The sequence below is a fragment of the Pararhizobium polonicum genome, assembly GCF_001687365.1.
Classification (GTDB): domain Bacteria; phylum Pseudomonadota; class Alphaproteobacteria; order Rhizobiales; family Rhizobiaceae; genus Pararhizobium; species Pararhizobium polonicum.
This window is the reverse complement of record NZ_LGLV01000010.1, coordinates 195,014-214,640: the sequence shown is the minus strand read 5'-3', so window position 1 is coordinate 214,640 and position 19,627 is coordinate 195,014. Positions and strand designations below refer to the sequence as shown.

At 60.7% G+C, this 19,627-nt stretch carries 18 protein-coding genes; 8 read left to right on the top strand and 10 right to left on the bottom strand.

Going from position 1 to position 19,627, the window contains the following annotated elements; translation table 11 throughout:
- Positions 1 to 27: 27 nt before the first annotated feature.
- Positions 28 to 471 carry an Lrp/AsnC family transcriptional regulator gene (locus ADU59_RS17250; RefSeq protein ID WP_068955371.1) on the bottom strand — a complete coding sequence of 148 codons (444 nt, stop codon included), beginning with the start codon at positions 469 to 471 and terminating at the stop codon, positions 28 to 30.
- 138 nt (positions 472 to 609) lie between these two features.
- On the opposite strand from ADU59_RS17250, the gene rocF reads away from it, so the two are divergent.
- The 4 genes from rocF (at position 610) to ADU59_RS17230 (ending at position 4,112) form a co-directional block, all read left to right on the top strand.
- Positions 610 to 1,545: an arginase gene (gene rocF / locus ADU59_RS17245; RefSeq protein WP_068955370.1), complete on the top strand. Its 936-nt coding sequence runs from the start codon at positions 610 to 612 to the stop codon at positions 1,543 to 1,545.
- Between the two features lie 23 nt (positions 1,546 to 1,568).
- Entirely contained in the window at positions 1,569 to 2,774 is a 1,206-nt protein-coding gene (rocD, locus tag ADU59_RS17240) for an ornithine--oxo-acid transaminase (RefSeq protein ID WP_068955369.1), read from the top strand.
- Between the two features lie 281 nt (positions 2,775 to 3,055).
- Positions 3,056 to 3,535 (top strand): chemotaxis protein CheW, encoded by a 480-nt coding sequence (locus ADU59_RS17235; RefSeq protein WP_068955436.1) that lies wholly within the window; start codon positions 3,056 to 3,058, stop codon positions 3,533 to 3,535.
- Between the two features lie 160 nt (positions 3,536 to 3,695).
- On the top strand, positions 3,696 to 4,112 hold the full coding sequence (locus tag ADU59_RS17230) for a hypothetical protein (RefSeq protein ID WP_068955368.1): 417 nt from the start codon (positions 3,696 to 3,698) through the stop codon (positions 4,110 to 4,112).
- A gap of 84 nt (positions 4,113 to 4,196) precedes the next feature.
- On the opposite strand, the gene ADU59_RS17225 is transcribed toward ADU59_RS17230, so the two are convergent.
- Both ADU59_RS17225 and mprF read right to left on the bottom strand, forming a co-directional pair.
- Positions 4,197 to 5,576 carry a virulence factor family protein gene (locus ADU59_RS17225; RefSeq protein WP_068955367.1) on the bottom strand — a complete coding sequence of 460 codons (1,380 nt, stop codon included), beginning with the start codon at positions 5,574 to 5,576 and terminating at the stop codon, positions 4,197 to 4,199.
- Complete coding sequence (mprF, locus tag ADU59_RS17220; protein ID WP_068955366.1) at positions 5,573 to 8,176, bottom strand: bifunctional lysylphosphatidylglycerol flippase/synthetase MprF; 2,604 nt, start codon at positions 8,174 to 8,176, stop codon at positions 5,573 to 5,575. The genes ADU59_RS17225 and mprF overlap by 4 nt, the downstream gene beginning before the upstream one ends.
- A 227-nt stretch (positions 8,177 to 8,403) precedes the next feature.
- Between mprF and ADU59_RS17215 the strand changes: the two genes are divergently transcribed.
- From ADU59_RS17215 to ADU59_RS17200, 4 genes are all read left to right on the top strand, one after another.
- A complete protein-coding gene (locus tag ADU59_RS17215; RefSeq protein ID WP_068955435.1) occupies positions 8,404 to 9,207 on the top strand; it encodes a potassium channel family protein in 804 nt (267 codons plus the stop codon).
- A gap of 216 nt (positions 9,208 to 9,423) precedes the next feature.
- On the top strand, positions 9,424 to 9,612 hold the full coding sequence (locus ADU59_RS17210) for a hypothetical protein (RefSeq protein ID WP_068955365.1): 189 nt from the start codon (positions 9,424 to 9,426) through the stop codon (positions 9,610 to 9,612).
- A gap of 76 nt (positions 9,613 to 9,688) precedes the next feature.
- Positions 9,689 to 10,567 carry a DUF6030 family protein gene (locus ADU59_RS17205; protein ID WP_068955364.1) on the top strand — a complete coding sequence of 293 codons (879 nt, stop codon included), beginning with the start codon at positions 9,689 to 9,691 and terminating at the stop codon, positions 10,565 to 10,567.
- Between the two features lie 483 nt (positions 10,568 to 11,050).
- A complete protein-coding gene (locus ADU59_RS17200; protein ID WP_083198318.1) occupies positions 11,051 to 11,758 on the top strand; it encodes a sugar transferase in 708 nt (235 codons plus the stop codon).
- A gap of 173 nt (positions 11,759 to 11,931) precedes the next feature.
- Here the strand turns inward: ADU59_RS17200 and ADU59_RS17195 are convergent, their stop codons facing one another.
- The 7 genes from ADU59_RS17195 to glpD all read right to left on the bottom strand — a co-directional run bounded on the left by ADU59_RS17195 (position 11,932) and on the right by glpD (position 19,544).
- The gene (locus tag ADU59_RS17195) at positions 11,932 to 13,650 is read right to left on the bottom strand and encodes an ABC transporter substrate-binding protein (RefSeq protein WP_068955363.1); all 1,719 of its coding nucleotides are present in this window, start codon (positions 13,648 to 13,650) and stop codon (positions 11,932 to 11,934) included.
- 85 nt (positions 13,651 to 13,735) lie between these two features.
- On the bottom strand, positions 13,736 to 14,017 hold the full coding sequence (locus tag ADU59_RS17190; protein WP_068955362.1) for a DUF2160 domain-containing protein: 282 nt from the start codon (positions 14,015 to 14,017) through the stop codon (positions 13,736 to 13,738).
- 13 nt (positions 14,018 to 14,030) lie between these two features.
- Complete coding sequence (locus ADU59_RS17185; RefSeq protein WP_068955361.1) at positions 14,031 to 14,867, bottom strand: carbohydrate ABC transporter permease; 837 nt, start codon at positions 14,865 to 14,867, stop codon at positions 14,031 to 14,033.
- 21 nt (positions 14,868 to 14,888) lie between these two features.
- Positions 14,889 to 15,755 carry a carbohydrate ABC transporter permease gene (locus ADU59_RS17180; RefSeq protein WP_068955360.1) on the bottom strand — a complete coding sequence of 289 codons (867 nt, stop codon included), beginning with the start codon at positions 15,753 to 15,755 and terminating at the stop codon, positions 14,889 to 14,891.
- A gap of 2 nt (positions 15,756 to 15,757) precedes the next feature.
- Positions 15,758 to 16,846 carry an ABC transporter ATP-binding protein gene (locus ADU59_RS17175; RefSeq protein WP_068955359.1) on the bottom strand — a complete coding sequence of 363 codons (1,089 nt, stop codon included), beginning with the start codon at positions 16,844 to 16,846 and terminating at the stop codon, positions 15,758 to 15,760.
- Between the two features lie 10 nt (positions 16,847 to 16,856).
- A complete protein-coding gene (locus tag ADU59_RS17170) occupies positions 16,857 to 17,951 on the bottom strand; it encodes an ABC transporter ATP-binding protein (protein ID WP_068955358.1) in 1,095 nt (364 codons plus the stop codon).
- Between the two features lie 51 nt (positions 17,952 to 18,002).
- Positions 18,003 to 19,544: a glycerol-3-phosphate dehydrogenase gene (glpD, locus tag ADU59_RS17165; protein ID WP_068955357.1), complete on the bottom strand. Its 1,542-nt coding sequence runs from the start codon at positions 19,542 to 19,544 to the stop codon at positions 18,003 to 18,005.
- Positions 19,545 to 19,627 lie beyond the last annotated feature (83 nt).

Genomic DNA, 19,627 nt, shown 5'->3' with positions numbered 1-19,627 from the left:
AGATGACGCCGCTCAATGGTATCCAACTTAAAACGCCGCCGAGATCTTACTGGTCTTCAGCAGGATATTCGTTTCCGTCAGGTTGATCCCGTCGATCAGCCGGATCAGCCGCAGCGTCTCGTCGAAGGTGCCGAGATCCTTGTCTTCCAGCTCGGCGATGAAATCCCAGCGGCCGTTGGTGGAATGAAGCGCGCGGACCTGCGGCAGGCCGCGCAGCTGCATTGCGACGCGATCCGCCATCTTGCCATGCACCTCGATCATCACGATCGCCCTGACACCGCTACCGGTCAGCTCCGCCCCAGTGCGGATGGTGAAGGCGGCAATGGTGCCGGAAGCCACCAGCCGGTCGATGCGGGCGGCGACCGTGGCGCGCGAGGCGCCGGTCGTGGCGGCAAGCGAGGACACGGGCGTGCGGGCGTTGTGACGCAGGGCACCGATCAGCGCGTGGTCGAGATCATCCAGACTTATCATAATGGTCACCAAGGCTTATCAAACTGTCGATAATTGCCCTCTATTTGCCAGTTTTCCACCTATTTGCCAACGCTGAAACCCCTATAATCCGCGTACAAACCGGGCAAACCGGCATCACGCAAACCTGCGGGGAAAACCATGGCTGAATCCAAGAAAAACATCGTGCTGATCGGCGCACCGCTCGAAGAAGGCTCTGGCCGCAGAGGTGCTGCGATGGGCCCCGCCGCCCTGCGCATTGCCGGCGTCGACACCATCCTTGCCGGCCTTGGCCATACGGTCACCGACGAAGGCGACCTGAAGCCGCTGCCTGCCCGCGATCTCGCCAATCATCCCGGCGCCAACAACCTGCAGATCGTTGCCGCCATCACCCGCGCGCTCGACGAAACCGTCCACGAGGCTGCCCGCACGGGCAAATTCCCGCTCATCCTGGGCGGCGACCACGCACTGTCGATGGGCTCGGTCTCCGGCATGGCCCGCTATGCAGCAGAACAGAAGCGCCCGCTTTTCGTGCTCTGGCTCGACGCGCACGCCGATTTCAACTCGCCGGCAACATCGCCCTCCGGCAACATGCATGGCATGCCCGTCGCTTTCTTCTGCGGCCAGGCGGAATTCGCACCGATCCTCGATGCCGGCCGCCCGATGATCGATCCGAAAAATGTCTTCCAGGTCGGCATCCGTTCCGTCGATGACCGCGAGCGCGAGGAAATCGCCGAGCACGGCGTCAATGTCTACGACATGCGCGCCATCGACGAGACCGGCATGGCGCATATCATGCACGAGATCATCGCCACGATCAAAGCCGCCAACGGCCTCCTGCATGTCAGCCTCGACGTGGATTTCCTCGACCCGGAGCTGGCCCCCGGCGTCGGCACCACCGTGCCCGGCGGCGCGACATTCCGCGAAGCCCATCTGATCATGGAAATGCTCTGCGACAGCGGTCTCGTCTCCTCGCTCGATCTGGTCGAGCTCAACCCATTCCTCGACGACCGGGGCAAGAGCGCCCGCATCCTCGTCGAGCTGACGGCCAGCCTGTTCGGCCGCCGCATCCTCGACCGCCCGACCCGCAGCGCCTGAGCCCCCCGCCTATGGAGAACCGCATGAACACGACCAATGCACTGATCGAAACCGAATACCGGCTGGGCGCGCATAATTACAAGCCGATCGACGTCGTGTTGTCGCGCGGTGAAGGCGTCTATGTCTGGGATCTCGACGGCAACCGCTATCTCGACTGCCTTTCGGCCTATTCCGCCGTCAACCAGGGCCATTGCCATCCGAAGATTCTCGCGGCGATGGTCGAGCAGGCGCAGAAGCTGACGCTGACATCCCGCGCCTTCCGCAACGACCAGCTGGCGCATTTCTACGAGGAGCTGGCGGCGCTGACCGGCAGCCACAAGATCCTGCCGATGAACTCCGGCGCCGAAGCGGTCGAGACCGCCGTCAAGGCGGTGCGCAAATGGGGTTATGAGGTCAAGGGCGTCGCGCAGAACAAGGCCGAGATCATCGTCTGCTCCAACAATTTCCACGGCCGCACCATGGGCATCGTCGGCTTTTCGACCGACCCGGACGCGCGCACCGGCTTCGGCCCGTTTGCGCCCGGCTTCAGAACCGTTCCATTCGGCGATATCGAAGCCTTCCGCGCCGCCATCAATGAAAACACCGTCGCCTTCCTGATCGAGCCGATCCAGGGTGAAGCCGGCGTGATGATCCCGCCGCAGGGCTATTTCCCCGAGGTCCGCACGCTCTGTTCAAGGCACGGCATCACGTTGATCCTCGATGAGATCCAGACGGGCCTCGGCCGTACCGGCAAGCTGCTCGCCGAGGAGCATGAGGGCATCGAGGCAGACGTGACGCTGATCGGCAAGGCCCTGTCCGGTGGTTTCTATCCGATCTCCGCCGTGCTCTCCAATTCCGAAGTGCTCGGCGTGCTGCAGCCCGGACAGCACGGCTCGACCTTCGGCGGCAACCCGCTAGCCTGCGCCATTGCCCGCGCCGCGCTGAAGGCGCTGACCGAGGAGGACATGATCGGCAACTCCGCCCGCATGGGTGACCGCTTCCAGAACGGGTTGAAGAACATCCGCTCCAACATCATCAAGGACGTGCGCGGCCGCGGCCTGATGCTGGCCGTCGAACTGGTGCCGGAAGCCGGCGGTGCCCGCAAATATTGCGAAGCGCTGAAGGAGCGCGGCATCCTTGCCAAGGACACCCACGGCGACACGATCCGCATCGCCCCGCCACTGGTCATTACGCAAGATCAGGTCGACTGGGCCGTCGAGCAGTTCGCCGGCGTTCTGACATCAAACTGATTGTCAAGCATGCGCACCGGCCGATCAGCCGGTGCGCATTCCTTTGCCGCGAAAAATCATCTCTTAACGATTTTCGATATAAGGTTCTCTTCAAGGCGCGAACGGCTATCCAGCCGCGCATGACGCATCGCCCCCGACCGGATGTAACCGGCATTCCAGACATTTTTTCTGACGCGGCAAGCGCAGGCGGGAAACGGTTCCGCCAGCTGCATGCGGCCGACGAGTGTCCAAAGCTGCGCGTCGAAACGCCAGCCGAGGGTCGCAACCGGAAGGAACCGCAGATGACGAATGCATTGAAAATGACAGGTTTCGACGGTGAAACGCTCGAGATCATTGCCTTCCGCCTTCACGATCAGGAGTTCTGCGTGAAGACCACGACGATCCGCGAAATCCGTGGTTGGGCGCCTTCGACGCCGATCCCGCATTCGCCGGCCGACGTTCTCGGCGTGATGAACCTGCGCGGCACCGTCATCCCGATCATCGACCTCGCCCACAAGCTCGGCATGAAGAGCACGGTTGCCAACGAACGCAGCGCCATCGTCGTCGCGGAAGTGCATAACATGGTCATCGGTCTCGTCGTCGACCGCGTCTCCGACATCCTGACCGTCCGCGGCGACCAGGTTCAGCCGGTCCCGGAAATCACCACCTCCTTCGACAAGAGCTATGCCGAAGGCATCATCGCCAATGAGACCGGCATGATCTGCTTCCTCAATCTCGCCCGCATGTTCAAGGAACGGGACATGGAAGACGTCGCCGCCTGATTGGCGCCTCTTCTCTCTTTGATCGAAGAGCGGCTACGGCCGCTCTTTTGCATTTTAGGCGGGCCATATCGGCCGCGTCTTCGCCCGGCGCCAAGCCCGGACGGAACAAAACCCATCCCGGCCTGTTATCAACCGTAACGCATGTCCGGAGGTGACAGTCATGGAAGTAATCGGCACACAGGTCCACCCGCAAGCCTCATCCGGGTTTATGACCGTTGAATTCGTTGGCGAAGATGGCGATGTCATCTCGGTTCAGATGCATCGCGGCGAAAATGACGGTCTCAATCGCCTCAACGCGATCGAAAAAGCCAAGGCGATGATGCTGAAGGTGGCAAATTCGAAACAGCCGGACAAGGATGCGGTCGAGGACGGCACCGAGCACGGTGGCACAGCCGACGGGGAATCCCCGGCCGTCATATCGCTGCGCAGCGCCAGGGCAGCGCACGATACCGGCACGCTGGAAGAGCAGCTCGATGAGGGACTGGAATCGTCCTTTCCCGCTAGCGACCCGGTTTCGGTGACGGTCAGCACCATACCGAGCGGCCGCATGGACCCCAAAAAAGCCGGGAAGCAATAATCCGCTTTCATAAAAAACGGCCGCTCTCCCGCCGGAGGGCGGCCGTTTTTGTTTGAGAACGCATATAACGAAAGTCGTTATACTCTACGGTTTGGCAATTGCAGCCAGCCTGCGGTCGAAGCTGTCCAGAATGCGCTTGACCAGTGCCGGATAGTCCTCGTCGAAGTGGTGGCCTCCGTCGATGGCGATGATTTCCACGCCGGTATCCTTCAGCGTCGGGCAGACATCGTCGTCGTCATCGGTGCCGTAGACGCACTGGATGAGAGCAGGCTTGATCTTGGCGATGTCGTCTGCCGGATCTCCGGCGCCGTCCGAGCCGGATGCGCCGATCCAGCCGAGCACCGAAATCTTGTAATCCACCTGATGCGAGACGGCGAGCAGCGACAGCTGTGCGATCCGGTCGCGATCGGCCTGCGGCAAGAGATTGTAGGTCCGGGGCAGGATATCGGCACCGAAGGAATAACCGATCAGCAGGATATGTTTCACATTCCAGCGCTTGGCGTAAAGGCTGATGATGCGATGCAAGTCGTCGGCCGTTTCCTGCGGCTGACGTTCCGACCAGAAATACCGCAGCGAATCGACGCCGACCACCGGCATTCCCTGCTGCTGCAGCAGATCGCCGACCTCCTTGTCGATATCGCGCCAGCCGCCATCGCCGGAATAGACGATCGCCATCGTGTCGCGCGTTGGCTTGGCATCGAGCACCGTCAACGGCAGGCCGAGCGGGTTGTCGTCATCCGCGGATGCGGAAACAAGATCCGACAGTGCGTCGGGAAAAGCCGTCCACAGGTCGTCATCCGTTTCCGTTATCTCGATATCGCTGTGTTTGGCGGTCAATTCGGTCACATGCGCGCGGCCGTCCGCCGGCGCGGCCCCCGTGAACAGCACCGTGACCGGATTGGGCAGCGGCCCGTCGGTAAGGCCGTAGATCATGTGGTCGCCCACGGTTTTCTTGTCGGCCGGTGTGCACAGCTGCTTGGTGAGGGCGATACCGGCCTCGGGGTCGACGGCCAGTGTCTGCCCGATCGTCGCCGGCGGCGTCTGTGCGGCAATGGCCAGGGCAAGCGCCCCACCGGCGCCGGCGCCGGCCACGATCGGCAGGCGGTAATCGTTGTTCTTGGCCGCACGCTGGACCTGCTGGCTCAGCGCCTCGATATCCGACACCATATAGATGCAATCGCCGTCGTCCTTTGCCAGAGACGCCAGGTAGCTCGGCAGATCGATACCGATCACCAGCGCCCCGCCATCGGTGAGGGTCTTGGCAAGCGCACCCTCCTTGTCCGACCAGCCAGCCTTGTCCGAAATCAGGACGACGGCGGCGGAGACATCGCCGGTGGGCATCAGAATATGCGGCGACGGGATCATGCCCGTATCGAACTTGGCCGGGTCTTCGGCGCGGGCTCCGCTCGCCCCAAAAAACAGGCCAGCGGCGAAAACGGCGTGACAGCAGGTCTTCCAGATCATTTTCTTACAATCCCCTTTACACCGCCGCCAATCAGAAACGTTGCATCCATGAGTGCCAGAACAGGATTGATACCACCACCGGCCGCCATATAGCGAGGCTGCCAATGCGGATGAAACTTCGATTTGAAGGCCTTCAATCCCTTGAAGTTATAGAAACGTTCGCCGTGTTCGAAAACCGTTCGCCCGATTTTATCCCAGACGGGAGACGAGCGGCGCTCCGAAAGGCCCGCTAGGGGAGCCATGCCGAGATTGAACGTCTTGAACCCCCTGTCGCGCAGAGATTCCATCAGCGAGACAAACAGGAAGTCCATCGAGCCCTTGGGCGCATCCGGCGAAAACCGCATCAGATCGACAGACCCTTCCGCCAGTGTGTCGGTGACGAGAATATTGGCAAACGCCACGATCTGCCCCCCGACCTTGAGGATGGCGACCGGCTGACTGGCAATATAATCCGCATCGAACGCGCCCAGCGAAAAGCCCTTCTCCTTGGCCCGGTGATGCGCCAGCCAGCTGTCGGAAACGGCGGTGAGCGCATCGATGATCTGGGGAACCCCTTCGGGCTCCACCATCTCGAATTCCAGTCCGTCTCTCTGCCCGCGGCTGACCGTCTGGCGCAGGCTGGCCCACTTGCCGCCCTTCAGGTGGAACGTCGTCAGATCCATCAACGCCAGTTCGCCGAGGCGGAACGCGCGCAGGCCGGCATCGGCATAATAGGACAGGCCGGCGGGCGAAACCTGATAGAAGACCGGACGGCAGCCACAGGACCGCGCAGCCTCGACAAATTGCCAGATCAGGTCCGGCCAGGCATCGCGCGGGCCGATCGGGTCGAAGAGGGCGATCCAGGAGCGCGCCTGCCGGCCGTACATGATGAAAGCCCGCCCATCTTCGGAAAACATCAGGCTCTTGTCGTTCATCCGCACCAGATTGGCATCGGACATATCCTGCCCGGCGGCAATAGCGATCGCCTTTTGCAGCGCATCGTCAGGGGTGGCACGCGCAAACCCCTTTGCCGGACGCATCAGGCTCCACAGCGCCACGGCACCGGAAAAGATCGTCAACCCGAGAACGGCGCGAAGACCACGCGGCGCTTCGGCCGAAAGCTCGAACTGCCACCACAGACGGTTGCTGTATTCCACATCGCGATAGACGAACAGGAGAACGATGCCGGCAAAGAAGCTGAGTGCCAGCATGGCCGAAATCCACGAAGGCGTCAGCGGTTCGCTGGTAAAGGTGGCCGGCCGGTTGAAAATACGGCGGGTGGCCAGAAGGCTGATGATGAAGAAGGCCAGCAGACTTGCCTCGATCAGCGCCACCGCCTTGATCAGCGAGAAGAGCAGGGCAACGGAGGCAATCACCAGTGCCGCCCACCACGCACCATCAAGCCGCCGCGCCAGACCGCGCGCCGCGATCACCAGAACCAGGCCGAGCAGACTTGCCAGAAAATGCGCGCCTTCCAGGACGGGAAGCGGGAAATAATCGGATAGGAAGGCCAGGTTTTCGTCCGGCGTCGGCGTCACGCTGGAAAACACCAGCATGGCCGAGAGAACCAGCGCCAGCGTCGCCAGCAGCACCGGCGTCAGCCGCCCGGCAACCCGGCGCAGGCTGGAGGCGACGGGGCGGCGATAGAGGCCCCGCGCTTCCGTGCCGATGACGAAGATGACCGCCAGCAGCAAAGGCAGGACGTGATAGATCAGGCGGTACAGCATCAATGCGCCAAGCACCGTGTCGACGTCCGCCGTCTGTCCCAATGCCGCGATGATGACCGTCTCGAAAACGCCGAGCCCCGCCGGTACATGGCTGAGCACACCGAGACCGACGGCGATCGAATAGACGGCCAGGAACGCCGGCCAGCCCATGACTCCTTCCGGCAAAAGCACGTAGAGCACGGTCGCGGACGCTGCGACATCGAGAACCGAAATGAGAAACTGCCGGGACGCGGTGCGTGAATCGGGAAGTCTCAGGGCAATGCGGCCAAGATGCAGGACGCGTCCGTTCCGCCCCGCGATCATCAGGCCACCCAGGCCCGCCAGCACCAGCACGGCAATGACCCGAAGCCAGGCGGGATCGAGCCCGACCAGCGGCGCGATCTCCGGCGCGATGACCAGAAGGCTCAGCGAGGCGATGCTGGCAAGTCCCAGCCCGAAGGCCAGCGTGACGAATGCGATCACCCCGGCAATTTCCTCGGGCTTCACACCCAGCCGGGAATAGGCGCGGTACCGGATGGCTCCGCCGCTGAGCGGGCCGAACCCGGCGGTATTGCCCACCGCATAGGCGGCAAACGCGGTCAAGGCCACATCCACATAGGGCAGCTTGCGCTTGACGTAGAGAAGCGCACCGAGATCGTAGAAGGTCAGAGCGACGAAGCTGAGAGCGGTGAACGCAACGGCGAACACGATGGAGAGCCAGGGCGTGGCGCTCAAGGCAAGCACGACGTCATCGTAGCGGACTTCGCTCGTCAACTGAAAGATGGCGAAGCCGACGATGAGCAGAACGGCGGCGGTGGCCCCGCCCTTCAAAAGCCAGCGGCTACGGCGCGAACGCTGAAACAGGGAAGGAGCGCTCTGGTCGCTCGGCTCGGTCTGATCGGAAATATCTGTCATGTGGGCACCCTGCTGATGCTACTTGGAACGATAGCATGGGCGAGGATATACATCCGCTTCGATCCGCAAATAAAGTGAACTTCCTGTAATTTGTCGGAAATGGCACTTCACCTTTCTGATCACTCTTTCGGGTTTCTATCATCGTGGCAAATCTATGCCGAATGTGTCTTCCACATCGGCATATCACGATGATTGACCCGCTCGGGGTTGCAGTCTATCTCGCTTCCATGGCGGAACAGACCCATCGACAAAAATCGGGCGAAACAAAGTTGAATGCACTGCGGGAGCGGCTGCGGGCGCTTTATCTCGGAACCAGCCGCAAGGCGATCCAGTTTCAGGTCGCCATGGCGGTGGTCGATCTTGCCATCATCATCTTCTTCCTGCTCGGCCCCTATTTCAGTGCAGGCAGAACCTACCTCATCATCGACTACGCGATCGCCGCCCTGATCGCCTTCGAGCTCGGCGCGCGGGTGCTGATCGCGTCGAACCTCAGACGCTGGCTGACGCGGCCGATGACCTGGGTCGATATCGCCATCCTGGCAACGCTGCTCTTTCCGGCGCAGTTTTCCAATTTCGCCTTCCTGCGCGCCTTCCGCATCTGGTCGCTCGGCCAGAGCAAGGTGTTTACGCTTTTGATCAAGCGTGCGGGCTATGGCGAATGGGAAGACGTCATCCGTGCCTGCATCAATTTCCTCACCTTCCTCTTCCTCGTCACCGGCTTCGTCTACACGGCGTTTTTCTATCATCAAGCCGGCGTCGAGGGATTTGTCGATGCGCTCTATTTCACCGTCGCCACCATTACGACGACAGGCTTCGGCGACATCACGCTTCCCGGAACGCTCGGCAAGCTGACCTCGATCGTGACGATGATCTTCGGCATTTCGCTGTTCGTGCGGCTGGCGCAGGCGATCGTCCGGCCACACAAGGTCGTCTTCCCCTGCCCGCAATGCGGCCTGCAGCGCCACGATGCCGACGCCGTGCATTGCAAGGCCTGCGGGCATATTCTGAATATTCCCGACGAAGGGAATTAAGCCGGGGCGCCGGGCAACACTTGAGAAGAAACCGGATACCACGCGTCGACGGAGCCGGAAGACAAGACGGCATCACCGTGGGCCACGGGTCGATTGTGCGCCACAATCGAATCATGCGAGGATAGCGCCAGCCTTTGCCGTGGCGCCTCGCCAGCCACAGAAAAGTCGCGCGTTCCCCGAGTTTGTCTTCCTCCCACGAATGTCGGTCCCTGCGCGATGGCATGGTTTGTTTTATTTTATACCTTGATCTGCCTGTTTTTTCTCGACAATACCTATCGCGAGGGTGAGATGGCCGGAAACGGCTGGGATGGAATGCGTGTTCTCGGACTGGTTTTGTGCCTGGTATGGCCGCTGCTCCTCGTTCACGTCATCATCCTGGTCTACAGGGCCCGGCAGACGGGCTGACAGACGTCCATAATCCCGCCCCGGAAAGATGCCAGGATAGGCTTGGCACAAACGAGAAGCGCCGGATGGCCAAGGCATGAAAGAGGAGCGGAAAAGCCGGTCTGGAAAGATCTTCTTTCTCGCCGCTGTCGGTCTGATCTTTGCCGGCATCCTGGCGACCGTGCTGCTCGCCAATGGCCACCGCAACCTTGATCTTCTGCTTGTCTATCTCGGTTATCCCGATCTGCTGGCAAAGCCTGAACCCGCGCCGAAACAGATCACGATCACCCAAAGCAGAGGCCTTCGCCTGCCGCCGGCGCGCATGGTTCTGCCGGTCTACGCCTTCGCCGATTTCAGGGCGCCACAACAGAATTTCGTCCGGCTGATCCAGAGCGATCCGAAAACCCTGTGCGAACAGCTGAAGAGCGGCGGCTTCGGCGATCTCGACTGGACGGTCAGCAGCGCCACCAAGGACAACTGGGAATGCTCGTCCTCCGTCGATCTCCCGGTCAGAAACGCGAACGAACCCGCCCAATCCTCGATTTTCATCTTCATCAAGGGGGACGGCGAAAACCGCGTCACCTCCTTTCGCGTCAAGCTGAATATCGAGAACGACGCGGATGCCATCCGGGTCGCCGACCTTGCCGGCAGTGCGGCCAACATCTTCCTGCGCCAGGTCCGATGGGGGAACCCGGGCGAAATCATCGGCAAGATTCACGCGCTCGAGGCCTTCGACATCCGCAATTTCGGCAGCCGGATCCAGTTCAAGAGAGAATTCGGCGAGACACCGCGCTACAATTTCCTCGCCAACCAGATCGGCAAGCCCGGCAACGGGACGCCGGGGGACCTGTTCTTCGACCGCGGCAAATGGTTCCCGCTGACCGGCAGCGACGGCCTGCCGATGATCGACGGGATGATGGCGGGCGAAAGTTCCGAAGGGTGGACACTCTCAGGCCCTGAAAACACGGCACCGTGACCGAACCGGTCCAGTCATAAAAATTTCAAACGAACCGACCTTACGCTGAAGCCGGCAACGGCGATGCAGCAACCCCATGCTGTTTTGCGGCAAGAGCTTGAACGGCAACTCTAATCCACCCAAAATTGATCCGTTTCGGAGCGCTGCAAATTAACCACAGATAAGAAGATTGCATCAGCGACGGCTTGTCAAAGTCGATCATATTTAATAAATGGTTAAAAAATAAAAATATCTTTAGCAGACAAATAATTTTCAGGGACGGCAATACTCAACGGGAATACCGGACATAAGAACCTTGCCGAAAAGGCGAGGAAACCATTTATTTTGAGAATAGAAAATCGACCGGCTTCTTTGGACAAACACATTTTTCGGAAAAGGCCGGACATAGGCCTGCATCGTCTGTCAAAAGTGCCAGGAGTATTTAAAGCCATGACAGAAAAAATGATGTTACAACAATCACCTGCTATCGGAGTGGAGGATAGCATGTTGATCAGGACTATTTCTGGAGGGTATACCGTTCAGGGCAAGGAACGGCGTGCGGATGAAAGCAATTTCTACATCAATCCGGCCAGCGCACCGGACTTGCCCGTTCAACTCGCACTCAAGCGGGCGTTCGATATCGCCGGGTCGTTTTTCGGCCTTCTCGTTCTGGCGCCCGTCGTCCTTCTCATTGCCGTACTGATCAAGCTGGAAAGCAAGGGCCCGGTTTTCTTCAGGCAATTGCGCACGGGCCTCAACGAGGCTCCGTTCGAGATCCTGAAGTTCCGTTCCATGTACACCGACCTCTGCGACTGGAGCGGCGTGCGCCAGACGGTCGACAATGACCCGCGCATCACGCCGCTCGGTCGTGTTCTGCGCAAGACCAATCTCGACGAACTGCCGCAGCTGTGGAACGTTCTGATCGGCGACATGTCGCTGGTCGGGCCGCGTCCGCATGTGCCCGACATGCTGGCTGCTGGGCGCAGCTATTCCGAACTGGTGCAGGGATACGAGTATCGGCATCTGATGCGTCCGGGTCTCACCGGTCTGGCACAGGCGCGCGGCCTGCGCGGCCCGACGGGACACCGCTGGATGGCGATCCGCCGCATCGTCTGCGATGTCGAATATGTCCGGAACTTCTCGCTGTTCCTCGACATGAAGATCATGATCCGCACCGTCGTCAACGAGTTAAGGGGCGGTACCGGCCTCTGAGACTTCAAGACCGGAACGGCGGGTGTTCCCAAGCCCCGCCGTCGGGAACATCAATCAACGAAAAGCCGCCCGGAGACTGTCTCCGGGCGGCTTCTTTTTTGCCGGCCAACAGGTAAAGGCCGATCGGAACAACAAGGCCCGGCGCCGGTTTTATCCGGCGCCGGACTGTCCTCTTACTGCCAGCTCTTGACCAGTTCGTCGTAGTTGATGGTCACGGGCTTTTCTTTCTCGTTCTCGATCTTCAGCTGCGGCGCCAGGTTGCCCTTTGCGACCGCATCCTTGTTCCAGTAGTCGAGGTCGTGCTCTTCGGCCAGCTTCGGACCGATATCGCCCTGGATACCGGCACGCTCGAGACGGCTGAGAACCTTCTCCTGCTCGGCGCACAACGAGTCCATGGCTTCCTGCGGCGTCTTGTTGCCGGCAGCGGCATCACCCACGGCCTGCCACCAGAGCTGAGCCAGCTTCGGATAGTCCGGAACGTTGGTGCCGGTCGGCGACCACTGAACACGGGCCGGCGAACGATAGAACTCGATCAGACCACCGAGTTCCGGGGCACGCTTGGTGAAGCTGTCATGCCGGATCGACGATTCGCGGATGAGCGTCAGGCCGACATGGCTCTTCTTCACGTCCACGGTCTTCGAGGTCACGAATTGCGCGTAAAGCCATGCGGCCTTGGCGCGGTCTTCCGGTGTCGACTTCATCAGCGTCCAGGAACCGACGTCCTGATAGCCGAGCTTCATGCCGTCTTTCCAGTAGACGCCATGCGGGGAAGGCGCCATGCGCCATTTCGGCGTACCGTCCTCATTGACGACAGGCAGACCCTTCTTGACGGCATCGGCGGTGAACGCCGTGTACCAGAAGATCTGCTGGGCAACTTCACCCTGAGCCGGAACCGGGCCGGATTCGGAGAAGTTCATGCCCTGTGCTGCCGGCGGTGCATAGGCCTTCATCCAGTCGAGATATTTCTGGATGGAGTAGACGGCAGCCGGGCCGTTGGTATCGCCGCCGCGCGCAACGCAGGAGCCGACCGGACGGGAATTCTCGTCGACCTTGATGCCCCATTCGTCGACAGGAAGACCGTTGGGGATGCCCTTGTCGCCGTTGCCGGCCATCGAAAGCCAGGCGTCTGTGAAGCGCCAGCCGAGCGATGGATCCTTCTTGCCGTAGTCCATGTGGCCATAGACCTTCTTGCCGTCGATTTCGCGGCCGGTGAAGAATTCCGCGATATCCTCGTAAGCCGACCAGTTGACGGGAACGCCAAGGTCATAGCCGTACTTTGCCTTGAAGTCCGCCTTGTTCTTCTCGTCGTTGAACCAGTCGTACCGGAACCAGTAGAGGTTGGCGAACTGCTGGTCGGGAAGCTGGTAGAGCTTCTTGTCCGGTGCCGTGGTGAACGACGTGCCGATAAAGTCGGGCAGGTCGAGCGTCGGCGAGGTGACGTCCTTGCCTTCATTGGCCATCCAGTCGGTCAGGTTGCGCACCTGCTGGTAGCGCCAATGCGTGCCGATCAGATCCGAGTCGTTGACATAGGCGTCATAGATATTTTCGCCCGACTGCATCTGCGTCTGCAGCTTCTCGACCACATCGCCTTCGCCGATCAGGTCGTGGGTGATCTTGATGCCGGTGATCGCCGTAAAGGCCGGAGCCAGCACCTTCGATTCATATTCGTGGGTGGTCAGCGTTTCCGAAACCACCTTGATGTCCAGGCCGGCAAACGGCTTGGCGGCATCGATATACCATTGCATTTCCTTTTCCTGGGAAGCGCGGTCGAGCGACGACAGGTCGCCGATTTCCTTGTCCAGGAACGTTTTTGCCTCGTCCATGCCCGCGTATGCGGACCCGGTGAGGGCCAGCAGGATCGCTGCCGTCGATGTCAAGAGATGCCGTCGCATGAGTACTCCTCCTCTTAAGGTTTTGCGATTGCAGTTTCAGGCTCCCGGATCCTCCCCCGGCCAGACCCGCTTCTTCAAACTTGCGTCAGACCAGCTTGAACACGCCGACGGCGTAGACAACGGACAGAGCAAGAGCCCACCACACGTTGGGACCGATCAGCCCCAGCCATGCGAGATGAATGAAAGCGCTCCCGAGCAGCGACACGAACAGCCGGTCGCCGCGCGTCGTCTCGAAGCGCAGGATGCCGACCCGCGGATTGCCGCCGGGCGACAGATATTCCCAGATGCCCATGCCGATCAGCAGGAGCAGGATCGCCAGAAAGAAGAGCGCTGTCGGCAGCGTCCATGCCATCCATGAAAAATTCATTGGCCTGCCTCCCTCACACGCGGCCCAGGGCAAAGCCCTTGGCGATATAGTTTCTGACGAAATAGATGACGATCGCACCCGGAATGATGGTGAGCACGCCGGCTGCCGCCAGCACGCCCCAGTCCATGCCGGATGCCGAAACCGTGCGCGTCATGATGGCGGCGATCGGCTTGGCGGCCGTCGTCGTCAGGGTGCGGGCGATCAAAAGCTCGACCCAGGAAAACATGAAGCAGAAGAAGGCGGCGACACCGATGCCGGATGCAATCAGCGGGATGTAGATCTTGATGAAGAAGCGCGGAAAGGAATAGCCGTCGATATAGGCCGTCTCGTCGATTTCCTTCGGCACGCCGGACATGAAGCCTTCGAGGATCCAGACCGCCAGCGGCACGTTGAACAGGCAGTGCGCCAGCGCCACGGCGATGTGGGTGTCGATCAGGCCGAAAGCGGAATAGAGCTGGAAGAACGGCAGCGCGAAGACGGCCGGCGGCGCCATGCGGTTGGTGAGCAGCCAGAAGAACAGATGCTTGTCGCCGAGGAACCGGTAGCGCGAAAAAGCGTAGGCCGCCGGCAAGGCCGCCGTCACCGAGATCACCGTGTTCATCACCACATAGATGATCGAGTTGATATAGCCATTATACCAGGACGGATCGGTGAAGATCACCGCGTAGTTCCTCAGCGTCGGGGCGTGTGGATAGAGCGAGAACGCCCCGGTGATCTCCGTGTTCGTCTTGAAGCTCATGTTGACGAGCCAGTAGATCGGCAGCAGCAGGAAGATGATGTAGATCGTCGGCACGAGCCAGGAGAGGCTGCGGCCGGATGCCGGTGATGCGGATTGTGTCGCGGTGGTCATTGTTTTCCCTCCCTCCGGCCGTCAGTTCTGCGCATCGCTGGTGGTCATCACGGTGTAGAAGATCCATGAGAGCAGCAGGATGATCAGGAAGTAGATGAGCGACAGTGCCGCCGCCGGACCAAGGTCGAACTGGCCGATGGCCGTCTTGACGAGATCGATCGACAGGAATGTGGTGGAGTTTCCAGGCCCGCCGCCGGTGACGACGAAGGGCTCGGTGTAGATCATGAAACTGTCCATGAACCGCAGCAGGAAGGCGATCAGGAGAACGCGCTTCATTTTCGGCAGCTGGATGTAGCGGAACACCGCCCAGCGCGAGGCGCCATCGATCTTGGCCGCCTGATAATAGGCATCCGGGATCGACACGAGGCCGGCATAGCACAGGAGAACCACGAGGCTGGTCCAGTGCCAGATATCCATGACGATCAGGGTGATCCAGGCGTCCAGTACGTTGTTGACGTAGTTATAGGGAATGCCGAGAGCCGCCAGCGTATACCCGAGCAGGCCAATATCGACGCGACCGAAGACCTGCCAGATGGTGCCGACGACATTCCACGGGATCAGCAGCGGCAAAGACATCAGTACGAGGCAGACGGGAACGCCGAAGCCCTTCTTGGGCATGTTCAACGCAATCAGGATGCCGAGCGGGATTTCAATGGTCAGGATAATGCCCGAAAACAGCAGATTGCGCTGCAGCGCATCCCAGAAACGGTCGGACTGCAGCACCTGGATGAACCAGTCGGTGCCCGCCCAGAAGAACTCGTTGTTGCCGAAAGTATCCTGTACCGAATAATTGACCACCGTCATCAGCGGGATGACCGCCGAGAAGGCGACCAGCACCAGCACCGGCAGAACCATGAACCAGGCCTTGTTGTTCCAGGTCTTTTCCATGATCAGGCCTCCCCCCCTACCAGCGAAGTATCTGCCACGCGCCAGCTATCGGCGTAGATATTGATGGCGTTGGGATCGAAGGTGATCTTCGGTTCCGCCGGGATATCCCCGTCCTCATGAACGACAATGGCGATCGGCCGGTTGGCGAAGGAGGCACGGACGATCTTCTGGCGGCCGATATCCTCGACCTTGGAAATCGTCACCGGCATGCCCTCGCGGCCAAGCCGAATGAATTCCGGCCGGATACCCAGTTCGGTCTTGGCACCGGCAGCAATCTTCGGCGCAAACGACAGCGCGACCGTCTGGCCATCGAGATCGACGGTTGATCCATCGATCTTCGCCGGCAGCACGTTCATGCCCGGAGAGCCGATAAAGTAGCCGACGAACGTATGTTTCGGCTTCTCGAACAGCTCAGCCGGTGTGCCGATCTGAACGATCTCGCCGTCATACATGACGACGACCTTGTCGGCGAAGGTGAGCGCTTCGGTCTGGTCGTGGGTGACATAAACCATGGTGAAGCCGAACTGCTTGTGCAGCCGCTTGAGCTGCGAGCGCAGCACCCATTTCATATGCGGATCGATGACCGTCAGCGGCTCGTCGAACAGGATGGCGCTGACGTCGGAGCGCACGAGGCCGCGGCCGAGCGAGATCTTCTGCTTCTGGTCGGCCGTCAGTCCCTGCGCCTTTTTCCTGGCGCGGTCCGACAGGCCGATCATGTCGAGGATTTCGGTGACGCGGCGGTCGACCTCGCCCTCCGGGACATGGCGGTTGCGCAAGGGAAAGGCGAGATTGTCGTAGACGGTCATGGTGTCGTAGATGACCGGGAACTGGAACACCTGGGCGATATTGCGGTCCTGCGTCGACAGGTTGGTGACGTCCTTGCCGTCAAACAGGATCTTGCCTTCGGATGGCTGCAACAGCCCGGAAATAATGTTGAGCAGCGTGGTCTTGCCGCAGCCGGAGGGACCGAGCAGCGCATAGGCGCCGCCGTCGTTCCATTCGTGATGCACTTCCTTCAGCGAATAGTCCGAAGGCTTCTTCGGGTTCGGGCCGTAGGCGTGGCGGATATGATCGAGACTGATGCGTGCCATGGTTTTCTCCTCACGCCCCCCGAACGGTCTGGCTATCGGTAGCGCCGCCAATCGCGCGCCCATCCGGCCCGAAGACCATCAGGTGGCGCGTATCGACGAAAAGCTCGATCGCCGTATCCGGCTCGATGTCGTGGATGCCGTGCTCGAGCATGACCCAGCGCGATCCGGTCCAATCGACATGGATGAAGCTCTCGGAGCCGGCAATTTCCGAAATGATGATGCGCGCCTTCAGCACCGCCGCTGTTTCATGCGGGCGGGCAAGCGACAGATGGTGCGGATGGAAGGCGACGGTATAGGCACCGTCGGCAATGGCGGAAAGATGCGCCGGCACCGGCAGAACGGTGATGCCGTCACGCTCGAAAACATTGCCGGACTTGACCAGATCGATGGTGTTAAGCGGCGGATCGGCGAAGGTTTTGGCGGTGACGATGTCGGACGGCTTGCGGTAGACCGAGATCGTCGAGCCGAATTGGCTGATCCGCCCCTGGTGCATCGTTGCCGTATTGCCGCCGAGCAGCAGGGCCTCGCCCGGTTCGGTGGTCGCATAGACGAAGATCGAGCCGGAAGCGGCAAACAGCTTCGGCAGCTCTTCGCGCAGTTCCTCGCGCAGCTTGTAGTCGAGATTGGCAAGCGGCTCGTCGAGCAGCACCAGGCTGGCATTCTTGACGATGGCGCGCGCCAGTGCCGTGCGCTGCTGCTGACCGCCGGACAGGTTGAGCGGCGTGCGCTCCAGATAAGGCGTCAGCTTCATCAGCTCGGCCGCCTTGCGGACCTCGCGGTCGATCGTCGCCGCGTCCTTGCCGGAAATGCGCATCGGCGAGGCGATGTTCTCGTAGACCGTCATCGCCGGATAGTTGATGAACTGCTGGTAGACCATGGCGACAGAGCGGTCCTGCACCCGCATGCCGGTCACGTCTTTTCCGTCAAACGCAATGGTGCCGGTGGTCGGCTTGTCCAGCCCCGCCATCAGCCGCATCAGCGACGTCTTGCCGGATAGCGTCGGGCCCAGAAGCACATTGAGCGAGCCCCGCTCCAGCACAAGATCGGTCGGATGGATATGCGTATCCGCCCCCACGACCTTGGTGATGTTTTTCAGTTCGAGCATTCGGTCGTCGTCCTCCCAGACACCGGCAGACTTACAGGGTCGGCATTGCCGTCAGGCAACGCTGCGAACCGTCTCCCGCATGTATTCCTCCAGCCCGGCGGCTTCCGCCTGGCTCAATGATAGTCCCAGCTTGGTGCGCCGCCACAGCACATCCTCGGCGTGCCGCGCCCATTCCTGGGCGATCAGCCAGTTCACCTCGACCTCGTAGAGATCGGCGCCGAAATGCAACCCGAGGTCCTCCACCTTGCCGGCAGCGCCAAGCAGGCGTGCTGCCAGCGTACCATACAGCCGCACAAGCCGGCGCGCATGGCGCTCGGCCAGAAACGGATAGCCGCACTTGAGTTTTGCAACTTCGGCATCATAGCCGGTCGCCGGAAAATCACCGCCCGGAAGCACGCTCTTGGCTGTCCACGGCATGCCTTTGGCGCCGATCGCACCGGCAATCTTTTCCAGCGCATGCTCGCCAAGCCGGCGGTAGGTCGTCAGCTTGCCGCCGAAAACGTTGAGCAGCGGCGCCTCGCCATCGTCGCCGTCCACCTTCAGCACGTAATCGCGGGTGGCTTCCTGCGCCTTCGAGGCACCGTCGTCGAACAGCGGCCGCACGCCGGAATAGGTCCAGACGACATCGGCCGGTTTGACAGCTTCGGAAAAATACTCGCTTGCCGCCGAGCAGAGATAGTCGATCTCGGCATCGGTGATGCGGATATCCTTGGGATCGCCGGTATAATCGTTGTCGGTCGTGCCGATCAGCGTGAAATCGGCCTCATAGGGGATCGCGAAGATGATGCGGTTGTCCGGATTCTGGAAGAAATAGGCGCGGGCATCGTCGAACTTCTTCTTCACGACGATATGGCTGCCCTGAACCAGCCGGACATTGTGAACATTGTTCTTGCGCAGAGCGTTCGATAGCACCACGTCCACCCAGGGGCCGGCGGCATTGACCAGCATGCGCGCCTTGAACGTGCTGACGGCACCGGTCGCGACATTCTCGACGTCGACCGTCCACAGCCCGCCCTCGCGCTCAGCCGACACCACCCGGCTACGGGTCATGATGCGCGCGCCCTTCAGCGCCGCGTCCTTCGCGTTGAGAACCACGAGGCGGGCGTCATCCACCCAGCCATCGGAATATTCGAAGGCCTTGGTGAACAGCGCCTTCAGCGGCTTGGCCGCCGGATCGCGCCGCATGTCCAGCGTGCGGGTGGCGGGCAAAAGCTTGCGGCCGCCGATATGATCGTAGAGGAAGAGGCCGAGGCGAATGAGCCAGGCCGGGCGGATGCCACCCTTGTGGAACGGCAGGACGAACCGCATCGGCCAGATGATATGCGGGGCCATGGCCCAGAGCACTTCGCGCTCCATCAGCGATTCACGCACCAGCCTGAACTCGTAATGTTCAAGATAGCGCAGTCCGCCATGAATAAGCTTGGTGGCGCGCGACGAGGTGCCGGAAGCGAAATCGTCCATTTCGGCCAGCGCAACCGAATATCCACGGCCGACAGCATCCCTTGCGATACCGCATCCATTGATGCCGCCACCGATCACGAAGATGTCGAGTACGTCTTGCGCAGGCACTGCTTCCCCTCCCACATTTCGCATTGCACAATTTTGAGCACATGCGAAAGCAAAATTAATTAAAGCGAAAATCTTACGAATGTCAAACGAATGTTGAGGGAAACCCG

Excerpts from the sequence above, each read along its gene's own strand:
- ADU59_RS17250 (WP_068955371.1), bottom strand. The coding sequence starts at position 471 with ATGATAAGTCTGGATGATCTCGACCACGCGCTGATCGGTGCCCTGCGT.
- rocF (WP_068955370.1), top strand. The coding sequence starts at position 610 with ATGGCTGAATCCAAGAAAAACATCGTGCTGATCGGCGCACCGCTCGAA.
- rocD (WP_068955369.1), top strand. The coding sequence starts at position 1,569 with ATGAACACGACCAATGCACTGATCGAAACCGAATACCGGCTGGGCGCG.
- ADU59_RS17235 (WP_068955436.1), top strand. The coding sequence starts at position 3,056 with ATGACGAATGCATTGAAAATGACAGGTTTCGACGGTGAAACGCTCGAG.
- ADU59_RS17230 (WP_068955368.1), top strand. The coding sequence starts at position 3,696 with ATGGAAGTAATCGGCACACAGGTCCACCCGCAAGCCTCATCCGGGTTT.
- ADU59_RS17225 (WP_068955367.1), bottom strand. The coding sequence starts at position 5,576 with ATGATCTGGAAGACCTGCTGTCACGCCGTTTTCGCCGCTGGCCTGTTT.
- mprF (WP_068955366.1), bottom strand. The coding sequence starts at position 8,176 with ATGACAGATATTTCCGATCAGACCGAGCCGAGCGACCAGAGCGCTCCT.
- ADU59_RS17215 (WP_068955435.1), top strand. The coding sequence starts at position 8,404 with ATGGCGGAACAGACCCATCGACAAAAATCGGGCGAAACAAAGTTGAAT.
- ADU59_RS17210 (WP_068955365.1), top strand. The coding sequence starts at position 9,424 with ATGGCATGGTTTGTTTTATTTTATACCTTGATCTGCCTGTTTTTTCTC.
- ADU59_RS17205 (WP_068955364.1), top strand. The coding sequence starts at position 9,689 with ATGAAAGAGGAGCGGAAAAGCCGGTCTGGAAAGATCTTCTTTCTCGCC.
- ADU59_RS17200 (WP_083198318.1), top strand. The coding sequence starts at position 11,051 with ATGTTGATCAGGACTATTTCTGGAGGGTATACCGTTCAGGGCAAGGAA.
- ADU59_RS17195 (WP_068955363.1), bottom strand. The coding sequence starts at position 13,650 with ATGCGACGGCATCTCTTGACATCGACGGCAGCGATCCTGCTGGCCCTC.
- ADU59_RS17190 (WP_068955362.1), bottom strand. The coding sequence starts at position 14,017 with ATGAATTTTTCATGGATGGCATGGACGCTGCCGACAGCGCTCTTCTTT.
- ADU59_RS17185 (WP_068955361.1), bottom strand. The coding sequence starts at position 14,867 with ATGACCACCGCGACACAATCCGCATCACCGGCATCCGGCCGCAGCCTC.
- ADU59_RS17180 (WP_068955360.1), bottom strand. The coding sequence starts at position 15,755 with ATGGAAAAGACCTGGAACAACAAGGCCTGGTTCATGGTTCTGCCGGTG.
- ADU59_RS17175 (WP_068955359.1), bottom strand. The coding sequence starts at position 16,846 with ATGGCACGCATCAGTCTCGATCATATCCGCCACGCCTACGGCCCGAAC.
- ADU59_RS17170 (WP_068955358.1), bottom strand. The coding sequence starts at position 17,951 with ATGCTCGAACTGAAAAACATCACCAAGGTCGTGGGGGCGGATACGCAT.
- glpD (WP_068955357.1), bottom strand. The coding sequence starts at position 19,544 with ATGCGAAATGTGGGAGGGGAAGCAGTGCCTGCGCAAGACGTACTCGAC.